Source organism: Puia sp., from assembly GCF_035546395.1.
Taxonomy (GTDB): Bacteria; Bacteroidota; Bacteroidia; order Chitinophagales; family Chitinophagaceae; genus Puia.
On record NZ_DASZXR010000016.1, the window covers coordinates 211,317 to 235,508 of the forward strand.

Below are 24,192 nucleotides of genomic sequence, written 5' to 3' on the forward strand. Positions count from 1 at the left end.
AAGCGTTCAAATATAATGGAGGCCACAGGCCTTCTTTTTAGCGCTCATATAGAATTAAAACTATAAATATATAGTCTTATTGCCAAAAATAAGCAGAAATTTTTTGGGAGGATCGGGTTGGAATATGCTAATTTATTTAGTATTTTTGTTCTGGAAACACACCCTTTATTTATGATCGCGAAGCGAGAACTTATCCGCCGGCTGCAGGAGGAATTGCTTCCCTTGCAGGGGTTCCGGCCACCAACGGCGGGAGCCCGCGTGGATATGGGCCTTGGGCCGGTGGCGGCCGCTTTCCCCCGGGGCGAATTCCCGGCGGGGGCGGTGCACGAGCTGATCAGCGCCTCGCCCGAAGATTGGGCGGCGACGGGTGGGTTCGTGGCGGCGTTGCTGGCGCCGCTGATGCGGGATGGCGGGGTGGGTATTTGGATCGGCACCCGAAGGACGGTGTTTCCCCCGGCGTTGAAACGCTTCGGGGTCGATCCGGACAAGATCGTTTTTGTGGACCTGGCCCGGGAGAAGGATGCGATCTGGGCGATGGAGGAAGCCTTGAAGTGCGAAGGCCTGGCGGCCGTCGTCGGGGAGATCCGCGACCTGGACTTTACCGCTTCGCGCAAGCTGCAGTTGGCCGTAGAGAAAAGCCGGGTGACGGGGTTCCTGGTACGGCATCAGCCGAGGAACCTGGGGACCGTAGCGGCGGTGGCGCGGTGGAGGGTCGGCCTGCTGGCGAGTGAACCGGAAGGGGAAATGCCGGGTGTGGGGTTCCCCCGCTGGAAAGTGGAATTGCTGAAGGTCCGTAACGGCCGGCCCGGCGAGTGGATCGCCGAATGGAATAATGAAACAGGTTTCAAAATTACCGATCATGAACAAACGATTTGTCTCCCTCTACTTCCCGCATCTCAAAACAGACTGGTTGGTTATTCGCAAGCCGGAGCTGCGGGGTAAACCCGTCGTGCTCTCGGCCAAAGACCATAACCGGGTGGTGATCACGGCGGCGAGCCCCGAGGCGGAAAAGGAAGGGCTCTTCCCGGGCATGGTGGTCGCCGATTCCCGGGCGCTGCTGCCGGAGCTGGTTGTGATGGAAGATAAGGCGGGGCGCGAAATGCGGCTGCTGCGGGGACTTGGGGAATGGTGTATCCGGTTCGCCCCCGTGACGGCGGTTGACGGAGCCGATGGCGTCGGAGGATCGGGTGGCGCGGAGAGGCCGGACGGTCTCATTCTCGATGTCAGTGGCTGCCCCCACCTCTGGGGCGGCGAAGAGCCCTACCTGAAGCAGATACTAAAACGCTTACGCGCGATCGGCTACCACGTGCAGGGCGCGATGGCGGACACGATGCTCGCCGCGTGGGCGGTAGCACGTTACGGCAAGGGATACCCGATCATTGCGGCAAACGGCCAGGCAGCCGCACTCGGCCCCCTACCCTGCCAGGCATTACGCATCGAAGCGGCGACAACCGAACGCCTGCAACAACTGGGTCTTGCACGGATCGACCAATTCATATCGATGCCGCGAGGCGCACTCCGGCGCCGCTTTGGAGCTCAGCTGCTGCATCGTCTTGACCAGGCGCTGGGTCACGCCGAAGAATCCCTGGAGCCGATCTGCCCCGTGGAGGCCTTTACGGAGCGCCTGCCCTGTCTGGAACCCATCCAAACGCGGACGGGGATCGAGATCGCGTTGCAACGCCTGCTGAACCAGCTCTGCGAGCGGCTTCAACAGGAAGGTAAAGGCCTGCGAACCGCGGTGTTCAAAGGGTACCGGGTGGATGGGAAAATGGAGTCCATCGAGATCAGCACGACACGAGCGACCCACCAGGCGAATCACCTGTTCGCGCTTTTCGAGATCCGGCTGGCCACCATCGAGCCGGCATTGGGGATCGAACTGTTTATCCTCGAAGCGCCGAAAGTAGAAGACGCCGCCCCGGCGCAGACCACCCTTTGGTCGGGATCCGCGGGACTCGAAGACAACGGCCTCGCCGCCTTACTCGACAGACTCACCGGCAAATTCGGCGCCGGAGTGATCCACCGCTATCTGCCGGAAGAAAGATATTGGCCGGAAAGGTCGTTCCGGGAATCGACTGATCTCCGGGAAACGCCATCGACGTCCTGGCCGACAGACCGCCCCCGGCCCATACAACTGCTCCCCCACCCCGAACCCATCCAGGTGACGGCGCCGATACCCGACTATCCGCCCATGCTCTTCCGCTACAAAGGCGTCCTCCACAAGACAGCAAAGGCAGACGGACCGGAACGCATCGAACGGGAATGGTGGACGGACGCCGGCCCCCACCGCGACTACTACACCGTAGAGGACGAATCAGGGGGAAGATACTGGCTGTTCCGCAGCGGCCATTATCGCGACGATCATTCGCCACAGTGGTTCATCCACGGATTCTTTGCTTGATGGAATACGCCGAATTACAAATGACCTCCAACTTCAGCTTCCTCCGCGGCGCCTCACACCCGGAAGAGCTGGTGAACCGTGCCGCGGAGCTGGGCTATAGCGCCCTTGCCATCACCGACCGCAACACGCTGGCGGGCATCGTCCGCGCCCATGTCGCCGCCAAAGCCTGCCACAACACGCCCATCCCGGCCAAAGCCCGTGAACTCAGGCTTATCCCCGCCTGCCGCCTCGAACTGCTCGACGGCCCGGCCCTGCTGGCCTACCCCACCGACACACAAGCCTATGCACGCCTCTCGGGGCTGCTGACCACGGGAAACCTGCGAGCGGAAAAAGGCCAGTGCTCCCTCTATAAGCACGATGTGTATGAAGCAGCAAAAGGAATAAAGTTCGTCGTGGCCCCGGGCCCGTTGCTGGATGAACGATATACGTTAAAGAGGGATTTTGCGGCCGCCATCGAAGAATACAGGGAAGCATTCGGCCGCGATCTCTATCTTGGGGCGTCGCGCGGGTACCGCGGAGACGATGCAAAGCAGCTGTACCGCCTCGCGGAACTGGGAAAACGGCTGGAGACGCCGCTGCTGGCCACGAACGACATCTATTTTCATGCGCCCGGCCGGCGGCCGCTACAGGACGTGCTGACCTGCATCCGCGAAAAATGCACCATCCATAACGCCGGCTTCCGGCTGTTCGAAAACGCCGAACGCTACCTCAAGCCCATCGAAGAAATGCACCGCCTGTTCCGGCACTACCCGGACGCCGTCAAAAAGACACTGGAACTGGCTGAAGCCTGTCAGTTCTCGCTGGACTCACTTCAATACGTCTATCCCGAAGAGCTGACGACAAACGGCCGCACGCCGCAGGAAGAGCTGACCCACCTGGCCTGGGAAGGCGCCCGAAGCTATTATGGCGAGGACATACCCCAAAAGGTGAGCCAGGCCATCCGGCACGAGCTGGCCTTCATCGAAGAACGCAACTATGCGCCGTTTTTCCTGACAGTATACGATCTGTGCCGCTTTGCAAGACAACAGAAAATTCTTTACCAGGGCCGCGGTTCGGCGGCGAACTCCACAATCTGCTATTGCCTGCAGATCACCTTTGTCAATCCCACCAAATTCGATCTGCTCTTCGAACGGTTCATGTCGGCGGCCCGCAACGAACCGCCGGATATCGATGTGGACTTCGAGCACGAACGCCGCGAAGAGGTCATCCAATACGTCTACCGGAAGTATGGCCGCGACCGGGCGGCGATCGTCGCAACGGTGACGCAGCTGCACTATAAAGGCGCAGTGCGGGATGTGGGCAAAGCAATGGGCCTGAGCCGGGACATGCTGGATCATCTTTCCAAAGCCCGCTCGGAGACGGGCGACCGCTGGCTGGAAGGAAAAGGATTCGAAGAGGCGGGATTGAACGCGAGCGACCCAATGCTGCGGCAGGTGCTTGCGCTGACCACGCAGCTGATGGGCTTCCCGCGACAGCTGGGACAGCATACCGGCGGCTTTGTGATCACCCAGAAGAAACTGGCCGACCTGTGCCCGCTGCTGAATGCGCGAATGGAAGACCGTACCAATATCGAATGGAACAAGGACGATATCGATGCGTTAGGTATCATCAAAGTAGATGTGCTGGCGCTGGGGATGCTGACTTGTATCCGCAAAGCGTTTGCATTGGCACGCGAACACCATGGAATGGAGCTGACGCTGGCCAATATCCCACAGGACGACCCGGCGGTGTACGAGATGATCAGCCATGCAGATACCATCGGGGTATTCCAGATCGAAAGCCGGGCCCAGCAGGCAATGCTGCCCCGGCTGCGGCCGGAATGCTTCTATGACCTGGTGATCGAGGTGGCGATCGTCCGGCCGGGACCGATACAGGGCGATATGGTGCATCCCTATCTGCGCCGAAGGAATAAAGAAGAACCGGTGGAGTTCCCGTCCAAAGAGCTGGAAGAGATACTGGGCCGGACGCTGGGGGTACCCCTCTTCCAGGAACAGGCGATGAAGATCGCGATCGTCGCGGCGGGATATAGCGCCGCGGAAGCGGACCAGCTAAGAAGAAGCATGGCGACCTTCAAGGCGCATGGAATGATCAGCCGCCACCGCGAGAAACTTGTGACCGGGATGGTCGCAAAAGGATACAGCGAAGACTATGCAAACCGCATCTTCAAACAATTGGAGGGGTTTGGCAGCTATGGGTTCCCCGAGAGCCATGCAGTGAGCTTTGCGCTGCTGGCCTATATCTCGGCCTGGCTGAAGCGGCGGCTGCACGATGTCTTTAGCTGTGCGTTGCTGAATAGCCAGCCGATGGGGTTCTATCACGCAGATCAACTCGTGACGGATGCGAAAAGACATGGAGTGCCGGTTCGGCCGATCGATGTGAATTTCTCGCAATGGGATAACACCCTGGAAGAAAAGGTTGACGGCGTTTGTGCGATGCGGCTGGGATTCAGGCAGGTCAGGGGGTTAGGAGAGGCTGAAGTGGCCCCGTTGCTGAAAGGGAAACCCTACCGATCGGTCAACGAGCTGCTCGACGCCGGGGTGAGCGTGACGGCGCTGGAACGCCTCGCGAATGCTGACGCATTTGGGTCCCTGGGATTGGACCGGCGGCGGGCCTTATGGGAAGTATCGGCCCTGAAAGATCACCCGATCGGCGTGTTCGCCGGCCAGCCTTCGGAGAGCGAACAGGAAGGCAACATCCCATTACCCACCATGCCGCTGCCCGAGCAGGTTACCGCCGATTACGCGGCAACGGCGCTGTCGCTGAAGGCGCACCCGGTGAGCTTTTTCCGTTCAACCCTCGATCACCTCGGCATCCGGCCCATCGACCGGCTTCGCGCCGGCCGCGACGGCCAGGCGGTAAAAGTGGCGGGACGGGTCCGGGTGCGGCAACATCCGGGAACGGCAAAGGGAGTACTGTTCATCACCATCGAAGATGAGACGGGCGACGCGAACCTGGTCGTATTCCCCAAGGTTTTCGAAGCGTATCGCAAACCTATTCTGCAATCGACATTACTGATGGTGGAAGGGAGGTTGCAGGTGGAGGGAGAAGTCATCCATGTACTGGTAAAGGCCTGTCACAATCTTTCTTCTTTGTTTCAGCAGGCGAGTCTCTTTGGGAACGCAAGAAATTTCCGTTAACGTGAACGCGGATACTGCCAATTTCCTAATTTTCCCCGCGAATTCAACTCCAATGACCATCACAGACCTTCTACCTGACCACTGGCCGACCGTAAAGGCCATCTATGAAGCGGGGCTCGCCACGGGCAACGCCAGCTTTCAAACCACCTCCCCGGAATGGGACGAGTGGAACGCCGGCCATTTGGCGCAATGCCGCCTGGTGGCCCTGGATGGAGAACGCGTGATCGGCTGGGTCGCGCTGAGCCAGGTATCGACCCGCTGGGTCTATGCCGGGGTCGCAGAGGTAAGCATCTATATCGACGCGAAATATCGCGGGCAATGCGTGGGCACCGCCCTGCTGCAAGCCCTGATCACGGAAAGCGAGGCCAAAGGCATCTGGATGCTGCAGGCGGGCATCTTCCCGGAGAATATCGCCAGCATCCGGCTGCACGAACGGTCAGGGTTCCGGGAGGTCGGAGTGCGCGAGAAGATCGGTAAGATGCAGAACCGGTGGCGGGATACGGTACTGCTGGAACGGCGGAGCAAGACGGTAGGGGTATAACCGCGCGGCGAAGAAACGATCCGAAAAGGAAATTAGTTTTTTTTGGTCTCACCGGACGCTGTAAATTACCGGTCAAATTTGCTTTGCGATATGGACAACAACGAATTCGACGCTATCGTCATCGGCTCGGGCATCAGCGGCGGCATGGCCGCCAAGGAGCTGACCGAGAAGGGACTGAAAACGATCATGCTCGAGCGCGGCATGAACATCGAGCACATCAAGGACTACACGGAAGCCAACAAGGAAGCCTGGGATTATCCGCACCATGGCGAGCGAACCCAGGAGATGATCAGGAACTATCCCGTGCTGAAGCGGGACTACCCGTTGAACGAACGGAACCTGTCCTGGTGGGCAAGCGACAAAGACAGCCCGTATACGGAGGTCAAGCGATTCGACTGGTTCCGCGGTTATCACGTAGGTGGAAGAAGTCTTTTATGGGGCCGGCAGTCGTATCGCTGGAGCGACTGGTATTTTGAAGAGAACGCCAAACAGGGCATCGGCGTCGATTGGCCCGTCCGCTATAAGGATATCGAACCCTGGTATGATCATGTCGAAAAGTTTGTGGGGGTCAGCGGATCGAAGGAGGGACTGCCGGAACTGCCGGACAGCCAGTTCCTGCCGCCGATGGACATGACCTGCGTGGAGAAGGATTTTGCCAGGGAGATCAAAAAGCATTTCGGGGGGAAACGGAAGATAATCATCGGGCGTTGCGCTCATGCTACGGTGCCGTTGAACGGCAGGCAGTGCCAGTACCGCGACAAGTGCTGGTTTGGCTGTCCCTTTGGCGGCTATTTCAGTACGCAGTCGGTGACCCTGCCGGCGGCGATGGCCACAGGCAATCTTACGCTTCGGCCCTGGTCGATCGTAACGCAGATCCTTTACGACAAGGATAAAAAGCGGGCCACGGGAGTGGAGGTGCTGGACGCCCAAACGATGAAGACCTATACGTACAAGGCGAAGATCGTTTTCCTGAATGCGTCGACGCTCAACAGCGCGTGGATACTCATGAACTCGGCGACCGACGTCTGGCCGGACGGGCTGGGCAGCAGCAGCGGCGAACTGGGACATAACGTAATGGACCACCACCTCGGCGTCTATGCCGGTGGTCGCGTGGAAGGCTACTTAGACAAATACACCTACGGGCGCCGGGCCAACGGTATCTATATCCCCCGTTTCCGGAACTTCTTTGGCGACAAGCGCGACTATCTCCGCGGCTTTGGCTACCAGGGCGGCGCCGACCGCGGCCGCGGTGTAGACATCGCCGAATTCGACATCGGCGCAAAACTCAAGGAGGCGATGAGCGAACCCGGCGCCTGGAATTTCGGCATGGGTGGCTTTGGCGAGACCCTCCCCTATCATGAGAATAAGGTGACGCTTGATAAGACGAAGAAAGACAAATGGGGCCTGAACGTACTTTCCATCGACTGCGAGCTGAAAGAGAACGAGCTGAAGATGCGCAAGGATATGCTCAACGACGCGATGGAGATCTGCGAGGCCCTGGGTGTCAAAGACGTCAAGGGCGGTGACGACAATCCCTACCTGGGCCGCGGTATCCACGAAATGGGCACGGCGCGGATGGGCCGCGATCCGAAGACCTCGGTACTGAATAAATGGAACCAGGTGTGGGATGCGCCAAACGTATTTGTCACCGACGGTTCCTTTATGACCTCGGCGGCCTGCCAAAACCCTTCATTAACCTACATGGCTTTTACGGCCCGCGCCGCGGATCATGCGGTGAACGAGCTGAAGAAAGGGAACTTATAGTTCGGTAGGGCTATCCTTTGCCCTCGCCTCGATTGCCTTGCCGACAGCGCTGCTCAGGTCTGTAGCCTGACCGCTGTCGGTATGGACCCAACTCTCTTTTTCCTGGCGAATTTTAATGGGCGGAAGCGTCGGGCGAGTCCCGTGCCCCGGCATTCGAAAATTGCTGACTACGTAGTACGTTTCCGAGTGATGCTCCTGGACATCGGCTTCGAGGATGACGTTCAGCCGCGCCGCATCTACCGGGAACTCGAAACGAATGGAGTAGGTGACGGTGCTCATATGTTGGGTATTTGGAGTAAAAGATGCCAATCAAAGTAAATGCCGTTTTCTCACTCTGCTGAAATACTGACAGCACAACGGACATTTTTTCCCTACAGGAGCCGTAAATTTATATTCAATTTTTTAAAGACTATTATATGCGGAAAAAAGCTGCACTTTTCTTCACCGTCATTGCGGCAATTTTTGTTTCGGCCGCCCTTGCCATCGGTTACCAGGAAGGACTGCCGCCGGTGGAGACCAAACCGGGGTTCGCGAATTATAAACCGGCATTCGCCGGGCAGACCCGGGTCGCCGGCGCGCGAACGAAGACGCCATACAAGGTGGTGAAAATAGCCAAGAGGCTGGGTAATCCTTTCGCCATCGTGGCGATGCCCGACGGGCGGCTGATGGTGACGCTGAAATCGGGAACGATGGAAATCCATGACAACAATGGCGCGCTGGTGAAGAAGATCACTGGTTTACCCGAGGTGGTCTACGCGGGGCAGGGCGGACTGCTGGACGTCGCCTTCGACCCCCGGTTCGGCAGCAACAAGATCATCTACTGGAGCTATGCGGAGAAGGCCGACGGCGGTACGTTGACTGCCGTGGCCAAAGGGAAACTGGACGTAGCCGCGGGAAAGGTCGACAATGTGACCGTTATTTTCCGGGCGACGCCGGCGACAAAGGGCAATTTACAATTCGGCTCCCGGCTGGTATTCGACAAGAAGGGCGACCTGTTCGTAAGCCTCGGCGAAAAATTCGCCCCAGAAAACCGGGTGCATGCGCAGGACCTGGACACCTACCTGGGGAAGATCATCCGGATCACGACGGCCGGCAAGCCGGTGACGGGTAATCCCTTCGAAGGGCGGGCAGGCGCCAGGCCGGAGATCTATTCATTAGGCCATCGCAACCCCGACGGACTGGATATCGACCCGGCAACGGGCGAACTATGGGAGGCGGAGTTCGGACCGCATGGCGGGGACGAAGTGAACTGGATCCGGCCCGGCAAGAACTACGGCTGGCCGGTGATCACGTACGGTCTCGAATATTCGGGCGACAAGGTGGGGGACGGCATTCAACAGAAGCTGGGAATGGAGCAACCTGTATACTACTGGGATCCTGTCGTTTCGCCCTGCGGCATCTGTTTTTACAATGGGACCGCTATTCCGGAATGGAAGGACAACCTGTTCCTGGCCTGCCTCAGCGGACAGCAGATAGACCGGCTGATCATTCGCAACAACCGGGTGGTGGGTGAAGAGCGGCTATTGACAGACAAGAACCAACGGTTTAGAGATATCGCCTATATGAATAATATGCTCTTTGCCATCACGGATGACGGGGACATCTACCGGATTGAAAAACAGTAAATTAGGGAATTTTTGGGGCAACAGGCGGTTTTGCTAAAATAATTTGCCGCAATGTTAAGAAATTATTACCTTTATATTAATTGATATTATTTACCCTTAAATTCACTAAGAGCTAATCATGTTACCTTATATCCTTTTAGCGGAGGACGACTGTACCCTCTGCGGAAATTTTGTGCAGGAGTTGGACAGACTCGTAGCCTATGCCGAAGTAAAGACGGTGGAGAATGGCCGCACCTTCCTCGACTACCTCGCCAGCCGGAGCTGGGATGATCTCCCCTCCATGATCCTTGTCAAGTACGACCTGCCGGATGCAAAAGCGCCCGATCTTCTCCGTGAGTTGATGTCCGAGGCCCGCTACCAGGGCATTCCCATCCTCGTCTGGAGCCGGGGCGGCCAACCGAAAGAAGCGGAAGAATGCCGCTCGCTGGGAGTGAAGACCTACCTGCAGCAGCCAACCGCGGCCCCCGAGCTGGAGGCCGTCGTTCACCAGATCGACGACCTGCTGAAGGCTGAATTAAGTATAGTCTGATCTATTAATAGCCCTACATCCATAAAGCTGCAAAAGCCCCCATAACCGGGGGCTTTTGTATATATTCGGCGTTCAAATTGCTTATGCGACATTGGCCTCGATCATTTCGGCCATTTGCGCTTCAGCCGCTTTTACGGTCGTTACGATCCGCGCAGCGACCTTGTACGGGTCTGCCGCCGAATTGGGCCGCCGGTCTTCCAGCCAGCCTTTCCAGCCTCTTTCCACCGTGCCGATAGGAATGCGGATGGAGGCGCCGCGGTCGGATACGCCGAATTTGAATTCGTTGATCGCCGCCGTCTCGTGCTTGCCGGTAAGCCGGAGGTGGTTATCGGGGCCGTAGACCTCGATATGTTCCTTTATTACAGGGCGGAAAGCCTCACAGACCTTTACATAGACTTCGCTGCTGCCGCAAGTGCGCAGCAGGGAATTGGAGAAATTGGCGTGCATGCCGCTGCCGTTCCAGTCGAGGTTGCCGAGCGGTTTGCAATGCCAATTGATGGCGATACCGTATTTTTCGCCGATGCGTTCGAGCAGGTACCGGGCGACCCAGACCTGGTCGCCGGCTTCTTTGGCGCCCTTGGCGAACACCTGGAATTCCCATTGGCCGGTGGCTACTTCCGAGTTGATGCCTTCGATATTGAGGCCCGCGTCGAGGCAGGCGTCGAGATGTTCTTCCACCATGTCGCGGCCGTAGGCGTTGCGCGCGCCGACGGAGCAATAGTACGGACCTTGCGGTCTGGGATAACCGCCTTCAGGGAAGCCCAGCGGTTTGTCGGTTTCGGGGTTCCACAGGAAGTATTCCTGTTCAAAGCCGAACCAGAAATCATTATCATCGTCCTGGATGAGGGCGCGGCCGTTGCTGGGATGGGGAGTGCCGTCGGGGCTGAGTACTTCGCACATTACAAGCCAGCCGTCGCGGCGCTGCGGATCCTTCGCGAGGAAGACGGGCTTCAGCAGGCAGTCCGAAGAGCCGCCCGGGGCCTGCTCGGTGGAAGAGCCGTCAAAACACCACATGGGGCAATCTTCCAGCTTGCCGGAGAATTTTCTTTCGATCTTTGTCTTGCTGCGTAAACTTTGGATGGGTTGATACCCATCAAGCCAGATGTATTCTAATTTTGCTGTCGCCATAGTGAATTCGTTTAACACAAAGATAATAAGGTGGCTTTACTTAACAAATATAACTTTGTTACTATATAATATATATCCCGGAAAAGTTTGCAAAATTGCACATTTCCCAAGCCATTTACTACATGAAATATAATTTAATGCGTATTTTATTCATTTTTTTAACCGTTTGCTTGTTTTTCGCCTGTCCGCCTGCTTTTTCACAAAAAAAATACACATTCACCCAACCTGAAATGGGGTCTCCTTTTACGGTCACTCTGGCAACGGACGATTCATTGGCTGCGGCACGGGCAGCCGCCGCGGCCTTCCGGCTTGCCGACACCCTCAACTCCATCCTGAGCGATTACATCGACAGCAGCGAGATCAACCGGCTTAGCGCAACGAGTGGCCAGGGACGGTATGTCGCCGTTTCGGCGCCGCTGTTCGATATCCTCCGGCGCGCACAAGAGGCCGCGGCCATGACGGCCGGCGGATATGATATAACGATAGGACCCGTAGTACGGCTTTGGCGAAGGGCCCGAAAGACGGGCGTACCGCCGACAGAGACCGATATTGCCATTGCCATGGGCCATTGCGGCTATCGGCATCTGCATCTCGACACTATGCAAACATCCGTTTGGCTCGATATTCCCGGGATGCAACTGGACGTCGGCGGATTGGGAAAGGGTTTTGTGGCAGCGGCCGCCCTGCGGCAGCTGCAACAGGCAGGTTTCGAAAAGGCAATGGTCAATGCAGGCGGTAAAATAGTTACCGGCCCGCCGCCGGCGGGCCAGACCGGCTGGATCATCGGCATCAACGCCCCCGGCGAAAAAGAACGTCTCCTGTCCATCTATCTCTCGCTCGACAAGACGTCCGTCGCCACCTCCGGCGACATCTACCAATACCTCGAATGGCATGGGAAACGGTATTCGCATATCATCGATCCGCGTACCGGTATCGGCCTCACCCGCCGCCGAAACGTGACGGCCATTGCCGCCGACGGCACGACCGCCGACTGGCTGGCTACGGCCTGCAGCATCCTCTCCTGGCGCCGGTCGCTAAAACTACTAAAGCATTTGCCCGGCGCCGCACTTCTCGTCACCGAAATGAAACGAGGCCGGGTTATTCAGAAAAGTTCCGTTACCTTTAAGCAATACCTGCTACCTGATGCGACTGCTGACCCATTCTCCCCGCGTTGATCTTATCTCCGTTCTGACCGGTTTGCTGCTTTCGAGTGCTTTGCTGTTTTTGTCCGCGACAGCCCGGGCGCAAACCTTTACGACCTTCGAGCAAACCATCCCACAATCTCAAGTGCGGTTCACGATGATCCCCATCGCCGGGAAAGGAGCCGTTGACTCGTTCTGGATGGAAGAACACGAGACCACCTACGAAGAATACATTCTTTTCCAGGACGAATCGCAGGACCATGGGCCGACGCCCGACGGCATTACCCGGCCGAGCCCACCCTATGTCGATTTTACCCTTGGAATGGGAAAACAAGGCGGTTTTCCAGCCAACAGCATGAGCAGGTATGCGGCGATGATGTATTGCAAATGGCTGTATAAACGCACAGGCGTCTTCTACCGGCTGCCGACGGAAGCGGAATGGGACTACGCCTGCCGCGCGGGGACCTCAACCCCCTACCCTTTTGGCCCGGCCGCGGATTCCCTGCCGTCCTACGGCTGGTTTGCAGCCAACAGCAATAACCGGTATCATGCGGTCAAACAGCTAAAGCCCAACGCCTGGGGACTCTATGATATGCTGGGTAACGTGGCCGAATGGACGCTCGATGCCGAGACGCCGGGGACCAAATGGCCGCTGATCCTCAAAGGCGGTTGCTATCGCGATGCCGCCGCGGCCCTGCAGCCTTCCGCCCGGCTCCTCTCCGACAGGAAATGGAATGCCCGCGATCCGCAGATCCCGCGCAGTAAATGGTGGAATACGGATGCGCCGTTTATCGGGTTCCGGATCGTCCGGCCGGTGAAGCAGCCCGACGCCGCCGCAGCCGAGGAATTCTATAACCGCTATCTATAAACTTTTTATTCATTTTAAATTGCAGTTAACATGAATCAGGAACATTCCTCCTCCAACAACGGCGGGCGTGACACGTCCACCAACACCAGCCGGCGCGACTTTATGAAAGCGTCCACGCTGGCCGCCGCGGGCGTGCTGGCAGCGCCGCTCCTTTCCCGCGCCAACCTCTTCTCCGGCGCGGATGACACCATTAAGATCGCCCTTATCGGCTGCGGCGGTCGCGGCACCGGCGCAGCTGTGCAGGCCCTCAGCACAAAACAAAACGTGCAGCTGGTGGCCATGGCCGACGCCTTCCGGGACCGCCTCGACGGCAGCTACAAGAACATCCTCGAAGCACTCGAAGATAAAAAAGGCCGGGTGCAGGTAAAAGAAGAAAACAAGTTTGTCGGTTTCGACGCCTATAAAAAAGCGATGGCGCTTGCCGACGTCGTCATCCTGGCGACCCCGCCGGGATTCCGGCCGATCCATTTCGAGGAAGCCGTGAACCAGGGCAAGCAGATATTTATGGAGAAACCCGTCGCTACCGATCCCGCGGGTATCGCCAGGGTGCTGGCTGCCGCCGAGATCGCGAAGAAGAAAAAGCTGAACGTCGTCGTCGGGCTTCAGCGGCGGTATCAAACGTCTTATCGCGAGCTGATGAAACGCGTTCATGACGGGATCATCGGCGATATCGTCAGCGCCCAGGCCTGGTGGAACAACGATGGGGTCTGGGTTCATCCCCGCCAGCCGGGCTGGACGGAGATGGAATACCAAATGCGCAACTGGTATTATTTCGTCTGGCTCTGCGGCGATCATATCGTCGAGCAGCATATCCACAACCTCGACGTCATCAACTGGGCGCTCGAAGCATATCCCGTCAGCGCGCAGGGCATGGGCGGCCGCGAAGTGAGAAAGGGCAAGGACTATGGCCAGATCTTCGACCACCATTTTGTCGAGTTCCACTATGCCAACGGCGTCGTGCTGAACAGCCAATGCCGGCATCAGAAAGGCACGATGAGCAAGGTGGATGAGATGCTGATCGGAACCAAGGGGAAAGTTTTTTGTGACGAGGCGCGGATCACGGATACGAAAGGCAATACCCTCTATCAATTCGATAAGAAAATGGAGAACCAACCCTACCAGAACGAACACGACGAACTTTTCGCGGCCATTGCGAAGGGCGAATACAAGTTCTGGGACGCCGAACGCGGGGCGAAGAGTTCGATGACGTCCATCCTCGGCCGGCTGGCCACCTATTCCGGCCAGCAGATGCAGTGGGATGCGGCGTTGAAGAGCGGCATGGATATTCATCCCGCGGTATATGCATTCGACGCCACTCCGCCGGTGACACCGGACGCCAACGGGATGTACCCCGTAGCGGTGCCCGGGCAGTTCAAGCCGTTCTAAGCAAAGCTGTCACTCTCCCGATAGGCCTTTATCAACGCGGTCTCTCCCTCCTTACCCGGGAGCGAGAGGCCGTGTTCCATTCCCAGGATGCCCTTGTAGCCCTTGTTGTAGATGTGTTTGAAGATGCCTTTGTAATCCATTTCCCCGGTGGTGGGTTCATTCCGCCCGGGGACATTGCCGATTTGAAAATAGGCGATCTCACTCCAGCACAGGTCGATATTGTGGATGACGTTGCCTTCATTGCGCTGCATATGATACATGTCGAAGAGGATCTTGCAGGAGGGGCTGTTGACGGCCTTGCAGATGGCGTAGGTCTGGTCCGAGTGGCGCAGCATCAGATCGGGAGTGTCGCTCAAGGCTTCGAGGACCATCACGATGCCATGGGGCTCGAGGATCTCGGTGCCCTTGCGCAAGGCTTCGATGACATTGCCGGTCTGGATGCCGATGGGCAGATGCCGTTCGAAATCACCGGGCACGACAGTGGTGAGCTTGCCGTTACAACGCTTGGAGACTTCCACGGCCTGGCGGCAACCCTTCAGGAAGATCTCCAGGTATTCGGGTTTGCCCGCAGCCAGGGTATTGGCCCCGTTGCCGCCTTTGTCCAGCACAAAGACGCCCATCGACATACCCAATTTGGCCAGCGCATCGCCGATCTTCTGTTGTTCTTCCGGCGGGCGCCGCATCATCCCATTGTCTTCAATGGCGCGGAAGCCTTTGTCATAGGCAAATTTGATCTGATCGATGAAGTCGTTGCCGGCGCTGTTCCTGAACATGCCGTCATGGATGCCATAATTGAGATGGAAGGGGCCGTCGGCGGGGTCGGCGGTATTGGATACGGCGGCAGAGGCGGCGCCGGCGGTAAGCAGGGAGGCACCGGTCAATAGGGAGTTTTGGAGGAATGTCTTTCTTTTCATGGTATGAATTTAGGGATTATATTCTCTTCTTTCAGCATTAATAATCCCAGTCTCGGCAATCTTATCTCCGGCGGCAATCAGGAATTCGTATCTTATAACAAACTATCTGCTATGCTGTCATCAACCGCCCGTAGGCCCTTCCTGGGCCTGCCCCTCCTCCTGCTCCTCCTCACCTCCCATGCCCAGAATATCACGACGCCCCGGACCCCGAGTCCTGCCGCGACGGTGTCGCAAACCATCGGCATCTCCACGGTGACGGTCAGCTATTCCCGCCCCTCCGTCAAAGGCCGTGCCATCTGGGGCACGCTCGTGCCTTATGGGTATAACAAACAAGGCTTTGGCGCCGGCAACGACGCCCCGTGGCGTGCGGGAGCCAACGAGAATACCGTCATCCGGCTCTCGCATCCTGCGAAGATCGAGGGTCAAGCGGTTCCCGCCGGGGAATATGGGCTGTTCTTCGTCGTCAACCAGGATAACACCGGCGAGGTGATCCTGTCGAAGGACAGTCGCTCCTGGGGCAGCTTCTGGTATATGCCCGAGCATGACCTTTTCCGGGCGAAGATCAAGCTGAACGAGGTTCCGATGACCGAAATGCTTACCTATGACTTTCAAAACCTGACAAAGACGTCCGCTGAGCTGGACCTCAACTGGGAGAAGAAGCAGTTCCCGGTGAGGATCGAGTTCGACGTCGATGCGATCGTGATGGCCAATGCCGTCGAAGAGCTGAAAGGCCCCGTGGGTTTCAACTGGCAGGGCTATGCCAGCGCCGCAAACTACGCGTTGGCCAACAAGACCAACTATGACCAGGCAATGGCCTGGATCGACCGCGCCGTCCTGATCAACCCCAATTTCAATACGCTCTCGACCAAGTCCAAACTGCTCAAGGCGATGGGCAAGGAGGCACAATCCGACAGCCTGATGCACGAAGCCGTCGCCGTCGGCACGGAGAACGACCTTAACCAGTTTGGGTACCAGCTGTTGAATGATAAACTGTACGACCGCGCCATCGAGGTCTTTATCCTCAACACGCAAAAGCATCCCAAAAGCGCCAATACCTTCGACAGCCTCGGCGAGGCGTATGCAACGAAGGGAGATAAAAAGAACGCCATCCTCAATTTCAAACGGTCCCTCAGCCTCAATCCGCCAGACGCGACCCGGCAGAACTCGGAGAAATATCTGAAACAACTGGGAGCGATGTAGATTTTGAGCCTGGCTCATCCGCTCAGGGAATTTTTCACCGGGCAAACCTTTCCGTTCCCGTTTGCGTAGATATTCAAGATCTATTCTTCAAAAGTTCAATTGAAAGACCCGGGATTATATTCAGAAGAGCAACTCATTCAACGACTTAGGCAGCATGACGCGGCTGCGTTCGTATACCTGTACGACAACTATGCCGATTCACTTAACGGGGTCATTCTCACGATTATAAACGACCGCAGCCTCGCGGGCGACATCTTACAGGAAGTGTTTATCAAGATTTGGCGGCATATCGACCAGTACGATGCGTCCAGGGGAAGGCTTTTTACCTGGATGCACAATGTGGCCAGGAATGCGGCGATCGACGTAACCCGGCGGAAGGAATGGCAAAGAACCAGGTCGAACAACCCATTGACGGCCGACCACGATCGGCTCGCGGATAACCCTTTGCCGTCGGGCATCGATCCGGACCTCAGAACATCGGTGAGCGTGCTGAAAGAAGAGCATAAAGTACTGGTTGACATGTCGTATTTTCAGGGCTATACCCAGGCCGAGATAGCAACGATGCTCGGCATACCCCTTGGTACCGTAAAAACAAGACTTAGAGCAGCATTAACTCAGCTAAGAAAATTGATCACCACCTAAATTGAATATACAGGAATACATACAAGGGGGAGCAATCGAAAGCTATGTACTCGGCCTCGCCGATGAGGAAGACATCGCGGAACTGCAACGCCTCAGGATTGAACATCCGGAGATCGCCGCAGCCGTCGAAGCAGCCGAGAACCGGCTGCTGGAGCGGGCCCGCGCCCAGGCAGTACCGGCCCCGACCCGCATCCGGACAAACTTGCTGCAAATGATTAAGACAGAGCCGGCAGAACCGGCTTCGCCGCCCTCCATCCACCGGCTGCGCGCTCTCAATAGATATAAGGCGCTCGCTGCGGCGTCGGTGTTGCTCCTGGTGACTAGCCTCGTATACAACTACTATTTGCACCGCAACTATATACAGGCGGTTGCCGAATATACCCTTATCAGCAATCCTTCGGTCCTGAAAGTCCCGCTGCTGGGTGTTGCCGGAAAAGAAAATGCCGGCGCAACTCTTTATTGGGACGCGACCGACAAGTTCGTCTACCTCGATGCCGTCCGCCTTCCCAAGGCGCCGGCAGGCAAACAATACCAACTCTGGGCCTTGGTCGACGGCAAGCCCGTCGATGCAGGCCTGCTGGAAAACATCTCCGGGATACGCCGGCTAAAAAGCGTACAAAAAGCGCAGGCGTTCGCGATCACTCTTGAAAAAACAGGTGGTAGCCCCACTCCTACTCTTAGCGAAATGGTGGTGCTCGGGAACGTACGCTCATAAAAAAAGCGAGACCCAAACTTTCCGGTAAATTCCCGCGTACCTGTAATAATCAAAATCAAAAAAAAATGAACAAGACAATGACGAAATCCATTGTTTGCGGCTTTGTGCTCTTTGCTGCGCACACGGGGATCTCCTACGCCGCCGGCACAAACACAGCCTCAAAATGGTATAAGTTCGACCCTGCATGGACACGTTGGATAAACGGTTAAGATCGATCATCATGAAAACATCCATTATTAAACGGACGATGAAGTGGACAGCCTTAACCGTGATGGTTTTGATCGCCGTTTTGGCCGTCCATATCTACCTGGTGAGGAAGCCGGGGATCGACACCCGCACGCGGATAATGGCCCGGATCGATATCCATCAACCCCTGACGCGAGGACAGGCGGACTCGATCACCAACTGGCTTTACCGGCAGCAGGGAGTGGATCACGTGCTTTGCAATGCTTCGACAAGCATTGTCGTCTTTACCTATTCGCCCCTGAAGGCGAATAGCGATGCAATCACCGGCCGCTTCATCACCACCCTCCATTACCCGCACGCCACCCGTTATGTGCCCACCAAAAAGGAATTAAGGGGCGGCTGCCCGGCGGGTTTTTAAAAAAACACAGTCATGTACAAGAAAATTATCAATGTATTCCTCCTTTTTAGCGCGGTCCTCGCGACGGCGACATTGCTCGCATCCTGCAAGAAGAATTCGTCTCCGGCAAGGCCGACCCTGTATGATTCCCTCGGCGGCGCCGCGAAAGTCGCCGATCCCGCCAACACGGGACAGATGATCGAGAAAGGCCGTCTCCTCATCCGGAACATCGTCGACAGCGCGATATTCGTCATCGCCGGTGACACGGCTATCAACGGCCATTTTACGACCTTGTTGTCAGAGGTCGGCTCCGGCAATTTGAGCGGCTTTCAGACATTGAGCAAGAACCTGACCGATTTTGTGGCCGTCGCCACCGGCGCCAAGGATTACACTTACACCGGGAAATCAATGATAGCGGCGCACGATCCCGCGCAGAACCCGCGGATGAACGGCAAAGCCGACAACAGCGACTTCAACGCCTTCGAGGTCGATCTCGTCGCCGGCGCCGCGAAAGCCGGCGTACCCGCCAATACCCCGGCATTGACCAGCGTGGCAAAGCTGGTAGAGTCGCTGCGGTCACAGGTGGTACAACAATGATCCGTGGGGCATACGCCCCGCGGCCTCTATGGACGGCTACTTGAAATCCGGCACGAACAGCACGGCGTCCGCGGCCACATCCCCGGTTGCACCGGATGTGGTGATCATCACCGTATTTTTATCGCCTTTCGTTAGCATGTACCGGCCAAGAGACACCCATTCCCCCGAGCTCTGCTGTTCGGCATTGCCGGCAGGGGCACGCAGGGTCTGCTTTACACCGTTGACAACGACGGGCGTGACGCCGGCTAGCCCGGACTGGTAGCAATAGATGCGATAGAACCCCGGCTTGACGATCGTCGGGCGGAAGGTGACGCTTGCTTCGCTTTTGTCTTCCTTCGGGTGGACGAACAGGGAAGCACCGTAGCCGCCCGTTGTCACGCGGGTCCAGGCGCCATGCTTCATGATCCCATCGGTATCATCGTTATCCACGAGGATCTCCGGAGTGCTGTTGTCGGCAAGCGGATGATCGCGCAACTGCCGTTGTAATCTTTTCACGTCGATATCCTGTACCGCGGTACGGGTGTCGATCGCCTGGGAGGCGGCGATGGCGGCAGACTGACCGAGGACCATGAAAACCGGCTCCATCCGGATGGACCCATAGGCGATATGGCTCGCCGAAAGGCAAACCGGGACCAGCAGGTTGCTGCATTCTCCTTTCTTTGGGACGATGGCCCGATACGAGACGGGATACGGGCCGAAACCGCCGATCTGTACATCGCCTTCGTTCTTTACCATGCCGTCGACTATCTCGCGGCGGCAATTGTGGGAGTCCATAGTGTACGCCGCCATGCCGATACCATCGTCTACGGCGGCCCGGCCTTCGCAGTTGGCCTGGGTCATGACATACGCCCCGACCATGCGCCGGGCTTCCCGGACATATAGCTGCGGGGTCCAGTGACCGCTTTCCGGATACTCATCCTTTGGATAACCCCATTGCAGCATCTCCGAGCGGAGCGACTCGGGCATCCTTGGGTCGTGGCCTACAAAATAGAGGAACCCTTTTGTATAGCTTTCGTGGGCTTTCACGATCGCCTCGCGACGCCGGTAATCGCCATCCGGATAATCATAGTTCATACCGATCATGTCCGTCGAGAAACCGCCGTTGTTGTTGATATCGGTCTTGCGGTTGGGCATAAGGTCGATCTTCATGATCCCGTTGAGATCCCTTACCGGTCGCTTGGCCAGCAGGCGGAGGAGGAGTTCGTAGCGCCCGGGGTCGTAGTCCGCAGGGGCGGTGATCGGGATGCGGTTGGCTGGATCGTTGGTCAGGCAGATGCGGAAATTGTAGGATTGCACTCGAGAGTCCCCCGCGCCGGGAGTATCGGGAGGGCCCTGATGGATACCCCAGAGGACGCCGCTGGCGGGGTCGCCGGGTATTTTATAGGGATCGACGCCGTCAGGGAACTGGTGCTTGTCCCGCCGCTGCGAACCGTTATAGGTCTCATTATAGACGCTGTTGGCCTCCCGGCCGACGAAATAGCGGACGCCGGCCTTTGCCAGCATGTCCCCCTCATACGAACAGTCGATGAACTCTTTTGCGACGATGGTCTTGTATCCTCCGGCGCCGGGTTGCCGGGAATCTTCTACGGTGATACTGTGGATGCGGTTGCCGTCTTTTTTGACGGAGACCAGGCGGCGGTGATATCGAACTTGTATGCCTGCCTCCCGCAGATAGGAGTGAAAAACCTCGAGGGCTACATGCGGCTCGAAGACCCAGCTCTCGAAGCGGCCGTAACGGGCGCCGACGCGGCGATAGAAATCCCGGGCCATACCGCTGATGGCGTATTTGTTGCCGATATCGGTATAGCCAAGGCCACCGGTGGTAAGGCCCCCTGCCCTGCCTCCGGGCTCGAGCAGGATCACCGACTTGCCGGCGCGTTTGGCCGCGCAGGCCGCGATGACGCCGGCGGACGTGCCGCCGTAAATGCAGATGTCGGCGGACTCGGGGGGCGAGGGACGATGCGGAGCGGCGAACAAGGGACGATGCGGAGCGGCGGCGGATACAAGTCCGGAGAAGAGTAAAACGAGCAGGGAGACTTGGTTCATTCGAAATCTATCTTATTCTTAAAGTTAACCCTAAAGGCGCATAGATTTGCAGTGGGCGGGATGCTTTGGGCAAATTATCCATGGCAAAGCGCCTTTTCTCTATTTCCTCCGCCACCCTTTCGGCGCAACTTTGCATTTTCAGAATCGAAAACAAAGTCAAAACATCAAGAAAATGAAAGTGCAATTCAAAGTTCCAACGCGGGAAGAAGTCTCGGCCGGCAACCAGGTCCTCTTTGACCAGCTGAAAAGCGCAGTGGGGATGGTGCCCAATTTGTACGCCACAATAGCCTATAGCGATACGGCCCTCGGCAATTACCTGGCCTTGCAGAACGGCAAGACCTCGCTTTCCAAAAAGGAAAAGGAAGTCGTCAATCTTGTGGTAAGCCAGACCAACAACTGCCAATACTGCCTGGCGGCCCATACCCTGCTGGGAAAAATGAACGGGCTGACCGAAGAACAGACGCTGGAGATCAGGAAAGGGTCCGCGCCGTTCGATCCAAGGCTGGATGCCCTCGTAAAATTCACCAGGGCCGTTGCCGATCACCGGGGCCGCATCGACGACGACGTTCTGGCGGCCTTCTTTGCGGCAGGCTATACCAAAGGGAGCATGATCGACGTCGTCGTGGCCATCGCCGACAAAGTGGTCATGAACTATGTCCATAACATCACGAAAATTCCTGTTGACTTCCCGGCAGCGCCGGCATTGTAGCCAACGGACAACCGGGGATAATCCGTTAAATCGGGTTATCTTCGGTTCCTGAATTACATCTCAATAACTCCTATATGGAACAGAAACCGCCTTTCCCACCGTTTACACTCGAGACGGCATTGCAAAAAGTGCAGATGGCCGAAGACGCCTGGAACACAAAAGATCCTCAAAAGGTAGCGCTGGCCTATACAGTCGACACGGAGTGGCGAAACCGCACCGAATTCATCAATGGCAGGGAGGAAGTAAAGCAATTCTTACAACGGAAATGGGCGAAGGAGCTGGATTACCGCCTGAAAAAGGAGCTGTGGGGATTCCGCGAGAACCGGATGGCGGTCCGGTTTGAATACGAATGGCATGATGCGGAAGGCCAGTGGTACCGCAGTTACGGTAATGAGATGTGGGAATTCGATGAGAACGGGCTCATGCGGAAAAGATTCGCCAGCATCAACGATCTTCCCATAGAGGAAAAAGAACGGAGGATCAAGTAGGACCCATGGCACCGGAAAGATCCCTTACCCTGGTTCATCCGCAAACGCACAACCTCCATCTAAGGGTCTCCGCCATTGACAACGAGAACCCTTACGACGTTTTGCAACGGCTGAACTATTACTCCCTCATTTGGATAAAGCAGGGTTCGGGCACGGTAAGAGCCGATCTCTCGAATTATTCCTTCGCACCGGGGACGCTCTTTGCCTTTACGCCCTACCAGCCGTTTATCTTTTTCCCGGAAAAGGAGATCAGCGGGGTCGCCCTCCATTTTCATTCCGACTTCTTTTGCATCCACCGCCATCACAAGGATGTGGCCTGCAACGGGGTTTTGTTCAACAACATCTACCAGCCGCCATCTCTCGCAGTCGATGAGCCGACGGCGCTGGTATTGGACAACCTGATAGGGCAAATAAGGACCGAATTGCAGACAAAGGATCTGGCGCAGCAGGACACACTGTTGGCGTATTTGAAACTCTTCCTCATAACCGCCTCGAGGGTAAAGGCCCTGCAACATCCGCTGCCGGCAGAAAGCGATCCCGACGCGCCCCGCCGGCTGAACGCCCTGAAAGAGCTGATCGAAAGCCACTTCCGGACCAAGCATACCGTTACGGACTACGCCGCGATGCTGCATGTGACGCCAAAGGCGTTGGGAAAGACGGCAAAGAGGCACTTTAATAAGACCATCTCCGGGCTCATCGCCGAGCGGATCATCATCGAGGCAAAGCGTGAGCTCTACCTGACGGACAAGACCGTCAAGGAGATCGCCTTTTCGCTGGGTTTTGAGGACGAATATTATTTCAGCAGGTTCTTTAAAAAACAGGCAGATGTGTCGCCGCAGGTGTACAGGCAGACGGTGGGGTTTGCAAAAAATCCTTAAATATTGATAGTCAAAGGGCTAAATCTTTCCAGAAAATAATTGTCCATTCTGTACGGAAAATCGGTTTCCGGTTGTCTTCAAATAAAACTGCATATGAAACCGGTTTTCCTTGCCCTGCTGTTGTCCGGCCTTTCGGCAGCCGCAGAAGCCCAAAATGCGTCCAACGTCATCCGAACCTATTTTTCGGGGTACGAAAAGAAGGATTGGACCATCACTTCCGGCCTGCTTGCCGACGGGTTTACCTTTACCAGCCCCGCCCCCGACGATCACATCCCCCTCGCCGTTTACAAGCAAAAATGCTGGCCGCAGTCAAAATTCATTAAAAAGGTCGATTTCGTTTCCATCGTCCAGCAGGGTGACCACGCCTTCGCGCTCTATAACATCACTACCACCGACAATAAGATCATCCGGAACGCAGAATATTATACCTTTAGTAGTGGTAAAATAAAATCCATCGAATGCTTCTTCGGCGGCTCGGGGGCGGGTTATCCCACGAATGCCAAATAAAACAAAACCGTATGGAAAAATTCCTATTCATCATCCGCGAGGACCTAAGCAAGCTCAAGCAGTGGAACGAAGAAGAGCGGTACCATGCCATTCGCGAAATGGATAAATGGGTGAAGACCCTCATCGAAACGGGCAATTACGTATCCGGCGACGCGCTTCGCATCTCCGGGAGCTATGTGAACAAAGGCCAGGTGCTTTCCGACGGCCCCTTTATCGAGGCGAAGGAAGGGATCAGCGGCATTATGTTCATGGAGGCCACCGATCTGCCCAATGCCGTATCCCTGGCGCAAACCTGCCGCTTTGTGCACACCGGCGAGATGGCCATCGAGGTCCGTCCCCTGATGGGCGTGAAAGATATAAGAGAATTTGGCGATGAAGGAAGAACAGGCCATTGA

The 24,192-nt window shown here is 56.7% G+C and carries 25 protein-coding genes; 21 read left to right on the forward strand and 4 right to left on the reverse strand.

The window, feature by feature from the left end; translation table 11 throughout:
* Positions 1 to 171: 171 nt before the first annotated feature.
* The 5 genes from VHE34_RS21935 (at position 172) to VHE34_RS21955 (ending at position 7,840) form a co-directional block, all read left to right on the forward strand.
* The gene (locus VHE34_RS21935) at positions 172 to 942 is read left to right on the forward strand and encodes an Error-prone repair protein ImuA (RefSeq protein WP_325591871.1); all 771 of its coding nucleotides are present in this window, start codon (positions 172 to 174) and stop codon (positions 940 to 942) included.
* Positions 860 to 2,398: a DNA polymerase Y family protein gene (locus VHE34_RS21940; protein ID WP_325591873.1), complete on the forward strand. Its 1,539-nt coding sequence runs from the start codon at positions 860 to 862 to the stop codon at positions 2,396 to 2,398. The genes VHE34_RS21935 and VHE34_RS21940 overlap by 83 nt, the downstream gene beginning before the upstream one ends.
* Positions 2,399 to 2,418: 20 nt before the next feature.
* Entirely contained in the window at positions 2,419 to 5,535 is a 3,117-nt protein-coding gene (locus tag VHE34_RS21945) for an error-prone DNA polymerase (protein WP_325591875.1), read from the forward strand.
* Positions 5,536 to 5,587: 52 nt separating this feature from the next.
* Positions 5,588 to 6,076: a GNAT family N-acetyltransferase gene (locus VHE34_RS21950; protein ID WP_325591876.1), complete on the forward strand. Its 489-nt coding sequence runs from the start codon at positions 5,588 to 5,590 to the stop codon at positions 6,074 to 6,076.
* A 90-nt stretch (positions 6,077 to 6,166) separates the two neighbouring features.
* Positions 6,167 to 7,840, forward strand: coding sequence for a GMC family oxidoreductase (locus VHE34_RS21955; RefSeq protein ID WP_325591878.1), 1,674 nt, complete (start codon positions 6,167 to 6,169; stop codon positions 7,838 to 7,840).
* Here VHE34_RS21955 and VHE34_RS21960 read toward each other — a convergent pair.
* Positions 7,835 to 8,119, reverse strand: a complete 285-nt coding sequence (locus tag VHE34_RS21960) for a hypothetical protein (protein ID WP_325591880.1) — start codon at positions 8,117 to 8,119, stop codon at positions 7,835 to 7,837. The genes VHE34_RS21955 and VHE34_RS21960 overlap by 6 nt on opposite strands.
* A gap of 137 nt (positions 8,120 to 8,256) precedes the next feature.
* Here VHE34_RS21960 and VHE34_RS21965 point away from each other — a divergent pair, with 137 nt between their 5' ends.
* A complete protein-coding gene (locus VHE34_RS21965) occupies positions 8,257 to 9,465 on the forward strand; it encodes a PQQ-dependent sugar dehydrogenase (protein WP_325591883.1) in 1,209 nt (402 codons plus the stop codon).
* A gap of 118 nt (positions 9,466 to 9,583) precedes the next feature.
* The gene (locus tag VHE34_RS21970; protein WP_325591885.1) at positions 9,584 to 9,994 is read left to right on the forward strand and encodes a response regulator; all 411 of its coding nucleotides are present in this window, start codon (positions 9,584 to 9,586) and stop codon (positions 9,992 to 9,994) included.
* A gap of 81 nt (positions 9,995 to 10,075) precedes the next feature.
* On the opposite strand, the gene VHE34_RS21975 is transcribed toward VHE34_RS21970, so the two are convergent.
* Positions 10,076 to 11,122, reverse strand: a complete 1,047-nt coding sequence (locus VHE34_RS21975; RefSeq protein ID WP_325591887.1) for a glutamine synthetase beta-grasp domain-containing protein — start codon at positions 11,120 to 11,122, stop codon at positions 10,076 to 10,078.
* A 230-nt stretch (positions 11,123 to 11,352) separates the two neighbouring features.
* Between VHE34_RS21975 and VHE34_RS21980 the strand changes: the two genes are divergently transcribed.
* Genes VHE34_RS21980 through VHE34_RS21990 form a run of 3 tightly spaced genes read left to right on the forward strand, consistent with a single transcriptional unit; the run spans position 11,353 to position 14,518 of the window.
* Positions 11,353 to 12,297 (forward strand): FAD:protein FMN transferase, encoded by a 945-nt coding sequence (locus VHE34_RS21980; protein ID WP_325591889.1) that lies wholly within the window; start codon positions 11,353 to 11,355, stop codon positions 12,295 to 12,297.
* Complete coding sequence (locus VHE34_RS21985) at positions 12,266 to 13,132, forward strand: formylglycine-generating enzyme family protein (protein WP_325591891.1); 867 nt, start codon at positions 12,266 to 12,268, stop codon at positions 13,130 to 13,132. The genes VHE34_RS21980 and VHE34_RS21985 overlap by 32 nt, the downstream gene beginning before the upstream one ends.
* Before the next feature lie 30 nt (positions 13,133 to 13,162).
* Complete coding sequence (locus tag VHE34_RS21990) at positions 13,163 to 14,518, forward strand: Gfo/Idh/MocA family oxidoreductase (RefSeq protein WP_325591893.1); 1,356 nt, start codon at positions 13,163 to 13,165, stop codon at positions 14,516 to 14,518.
* Here VHE34_RS21990 and VHE34_RS21995 read toward each other — a convergent pair.
* Positions 14,515 to 15,432, reverse strand: a complete 918-nt coding sequence (locus VHE34_RS21995; protein WP_325591895.1) for a hydroxypyruvate isomerase family protein — start codon at positions 15,430 to 15,432, stop codon at positions 14,515 to 14,517. The genes VHE34_RS21990 and VHE34_RS21995 overlap by 4 nt on opposite strands.
* 111 nt (positions 15,433 to 15,543) lie before the next feature.
* Between VHE34_RS21995 and VHE34_RS22000 the strand changes: the two genes are divergently transcribed.
* The 6 genes from VHE34_RS22000 to VHE34_RS22025 all read left to right on the forward strand — a co-directional run bounded on the left by VHE34_RS22000 (position 15,544) and on the right by VHE34_RS22025 (position 19,169).
* The gene (locus VHE34_RS22000) at positions 15,544 to 16,632 is read left to right on the forward strand and encodes a DUF2911 domain-containing protein (protein ID WP_325591898.1); all 1,089 of its coding nucleotides are present in this window, start codon (positions 15,544 to 15,546) and stop codon (positions 16,630 to 16,632) included.
* Positions 16,633 to 16,731: 99 nt separating this feature from the next.
* Entirely contained in the window at positions 16,732 to 17,274 is a 543-nt protein-coding gene (locus VHE34_RS22005) for an RNA polymerase sigma factor (protein ID WP_325591901.1), read from the forward strand.
* Position 17,275: 1 nt separating this feature from the next.
* Positions 17,276 to 17,989: an anti-sigma factor gene (locus VHE34_RS22010; protein ID WP_325591903.1), complete on the forward strand. Its 714-nt coding sequence runs from the start codon at positions 17,276 to 17,278 to the stop codon at positions 17,987 to 17,989.
* A gap of 65 nt (positions 17,990 to 18,054) precedes the next feature.
* The gene (locus VHE34_RS22015) at positions 18,055 to 18,198 is read left to right on the forward strand and encodes a hypothetical protein (protein WP_325591905.1); all 144 of its coding nucleotides are present in this window, start codon (positions 18,055 to 18,057) and stop codon (positions 18,196 to 18,198) included.
* 11 nt (positions 18,199 to 18,209) lie between these two features.
* On the forward strand, positions 18,210 to 18,593 hold the full coding sequence (locus tag VHE34_RS22020; protein ID WP_325591907.1) for a hypothetical protein: 384 nt from the start codon (positions 18,210 to 18,212) through the stop codon (positions 18,591 to 18,593).
* A gap of 12 nt (positions 18,594 to 18,605) precedes the next feature.
* Positions 18,606 to 19,169, forward strand: coding sequence for a group 1 truncated hemoglobin (locus VHE34_RS22025; protein WP_325591909.1), 564 nt, complete (start codon positions 18,606 to 18,608; stop codon positions 19,167 to 19,169).
* Between the two features lie 36 nt (positions 19,170 to 19,205).
* Here the strand turns inward: VHE34_RS22025 and VHE34_RS22030 are convergent, their stop codons facing one another.
* The gene (locus VHE34_RS22030) at positions 19,206 to 21,215 is read right to left on the reverse strand and encodes an FAD-dependent oxidoreductase (protein ID WP_325591911.1); all 2,010 of its coding nucleotides are present in this window, start codon (positions 21,213 to 21,215) and stop codon (positions 19,206 to 19,208) included.
* 172 nt (positions 21,216 to 21,387) lie between these two features.
* Here VHE34_RS22030 and VHE34_RS22035 point away from each other — a divergent pair, with 172 nt between their 5' ends.
* The 5 genes from VHE34_RS22035 (at position 21,388) to VHE34_RS22055 (ending at position 24,192) form a co-directional block, all read left to right on the forward strand.
* Positions 21,388 to 21,924, forward strand: a complete 537-nt coding sequence (locus tag VHE34_RS22035; protein ID WP_325591913.1) for a carboxymuconolactone decarboxylase family protein — start codon at positions 21,388 to 21,390, stop codon at positions 21,922 to 21,924.
* A 74-nt stretch (positions 21,925 to 21,998) separates the two neighbouring features.
* On the forward strand, positions 21,999 to 22,412 hold the full coding sequence (locus tag VHE34_RS22040; protein WP_325591915.1) for a nuclear transport factor 2 family protein: 414 nt from the start codon (positions 21,999 to 22,001) through the stop codon (positions 22,410 to 22,412).
* A 5-nt stretch (positions 22,413 to 22,417) separates the two neighbouring features.
* A complete protein-coding gene (locus VHE34_RS22045; protein ID WP_325591917.1) occupies positions 22,418 to 23,290 on the forward strand; it encodes a helix-turn-helix domain-containing protein in 873 nt (290 codons plus the stop codon).
* 93 nt (positions 23,291 to 23,383) lie between these two features.
* Positions 23,384 to 23,797, forward strand: coding sequence for a hypothetical protein (locus VHE34_RS22050; RefSeq protein ID WP_325591919.1), 414 nt, complete (start codon positions 23,384 to 23,386; stop codon positions 23,795 to 23,797).
* Between the two features lie 11 nt (positions 23,798 to 23,808).
* Positions 23,809 to 24,192 carry a YciI family protein gene (locus VHE34_RS22055; RefSeq protein WP_325591921.1) on the forward strand — a complete coding sequence of 128 codons (384 nt, stop codon included), beginning with the start codon at positions 23,809 to 23,811 and terminating at the stop codon, positions 24,190 to 24,192.

What these genes read in the sequence shown, in the direction of transcription:
- VHE34_RS21975 (WP_325591887.1), bottom strand. Translation starts at nt 11,122, where the DNA reads ATGGCGACAGCAAAATTAGAATACATCTGGCTTGATGGGTATCAACCC.
- VHE34_RS21990 (WP_325591893.1), top strand. Translation starts at nt 13,163, where the DNA reads ATGAATCAGGAACATTCCTCCTCCAACAACGGCGGGCGTGACACGTCC.
- VHE34_RS21940 (WP_325591873.1), top strand. Translation starts at nt 860, where the DNA reads ATGAACAAACGATTTGTCTCCCTCTACTTCCCGCATCTCAAAACAGAC.
- VHE34_RS21970 (WP_325591885.1), top strand. Translation starts at nt 9,584, where the DNA reads ATGTTACCTTATATCCTTTTAGCGGAGGACGACTGTACCCTCTGCGGA.
- VHE34_RS21980 (WP_325591889.1), top strand. Translation starts at nt 11,353, where the DNA reads ATGGGGTCTCCTTTTACGGTCACTCTGGCAACGGACGATTCATTGGCT.
- VHE34_RS22020 (WP_325591907.1), top strand. Translation starts at nt 18,210, where the DNA reads ATGAAAACATCCATTATTAAACGGACGATGAAGTGGACAGCCTTAACC.
- VHE34_RS21935 (WP_325591871.1), top strand. Translation starts at nt 172, where the DNA reads ATGATCGCGAAGCGAGAACTTATCCGCCGGCTGCAGGAGGAATTGCTT.
- VHE34_RS21950 (WP_325591876.1), top strand. Translation starts at nt 5,588, where the DNA reads ATGACCATCACAGACCTTCTACCTGACCACTGGCCGACCGTAAAGGCC.
- VHE34_RS21955 (WP_325591878.1), top strand. Translation starts at nt 6,167, where the DNA reads ATGGACAACAACGAATTCGACGCTATCGTCATCGGCTCGGGCATCAGC.
- VHE34_RS22045 (WP_325591917.1), top strand. Translation starts at nt 22,418, where the DNA reads ATGGCACCGGAAAGATCCCTTACCCTGGTTCATCCGCAAACGCACAAC.
- VHE34_RS22000 (WP_325591898.1), top strand. Translation starts at nt 15,544, where the DNA reads ATGCTGTCATCAACCGCCCGTAGGCCCTTCCTGGGCCTGCCCCTCCTC.
- VHE34_RS21960 (WP_325591880.1), bottom strand. Translation starts at nt 8,119, where the DNA reads ATGAGCACCGTCACCTACTCCATTCGTTTCGAGTTCCCGGTAGATGCG.
- VHE34_RS22025 (WP_325591909.1), top strand. Translation starts at nt 18,606, where the DNA reads ATGTACAAGAAAATTATCAATGTATTCCTCCTTTTTAGCGCGGTCCTC.
- VHE34_RS21965 (WP_325591883.1), top strand. Translation starts at nt 8,257, where the DNA reads ATGCGGAAAAAAGCTGCACTTTTCTTCACCGTCATTGCGGCAATTTTT.
- VHE34_RS21945 (WP_325591875.1), top strand. Translation starts at nt 2,419, where the DNA reads ATGACCTCCAACTTCAGCTTCCTCCGCGGCGCCTCACACCCGGAAGAG.
- VHE34_RS22055 (WP_325591921.1), top strand. Translation starts at nt 23,809, where the DNA reads ATGGAAAAATTCCTATTCATCATCCGCGAGGACCTAAGCAAGCTCAAG.
- VHE34_RS21985 (WP_325591891.1), top strand. Translation starts at nt 12,266, where the DNA reads ATGCGACTGCTGACCCATTCTCCCCGCGTTGATCTTATCTCCGTTCTG.
- VHE34_RS22050 (WP_325591919.1), top strand. Translation starts at nt 23,384, where the DNA reads ATGAAACCGGTTTTCCTTGCCCTGCTGTTGTCCGGCCTTTCGGCAGCC.
- VHE34_RS21995 (WP_325591895.1), bottom strand. Translation starts at nt 15,432, where the DNA reads ATGAAAAGAAAGACATTCCTCCAAAACTCCCTATTGACCGGTGCCTCC.
- VHE34_RS22015 (WP_325591905.1), top strand. Translation starts at nt 18,055, where the DNA reads ATGAACAAGACAATGACGAAATCCATTGTTTGCGGCTTTGTGCTCTTT.
- VHE34_RS22040 (WP_325591915.1), top strand. Translation starts at nt 21,999, where the DNA reads ATGGAACAGAAACCGCCTTTCCCACCGTTTACACTCGAGACGGCATTG.
- VHE34_RS22035 (WP_325591913.1), top strand. Translation starts at nt 21,388, where the DNA reads ATGAAAGTGCAATTCAAAGTTCCAACGCGGGAAGAAGTCTCGGCCGGC.
- VHE34_RS22030 (WP_325591911.1), bottom strand. Translation starts at nt 21,215, where the DNA reads ATGAACCAAGTCTCCCTGCTCGTTTTACTCTTCTCCGGACTTGTATCC.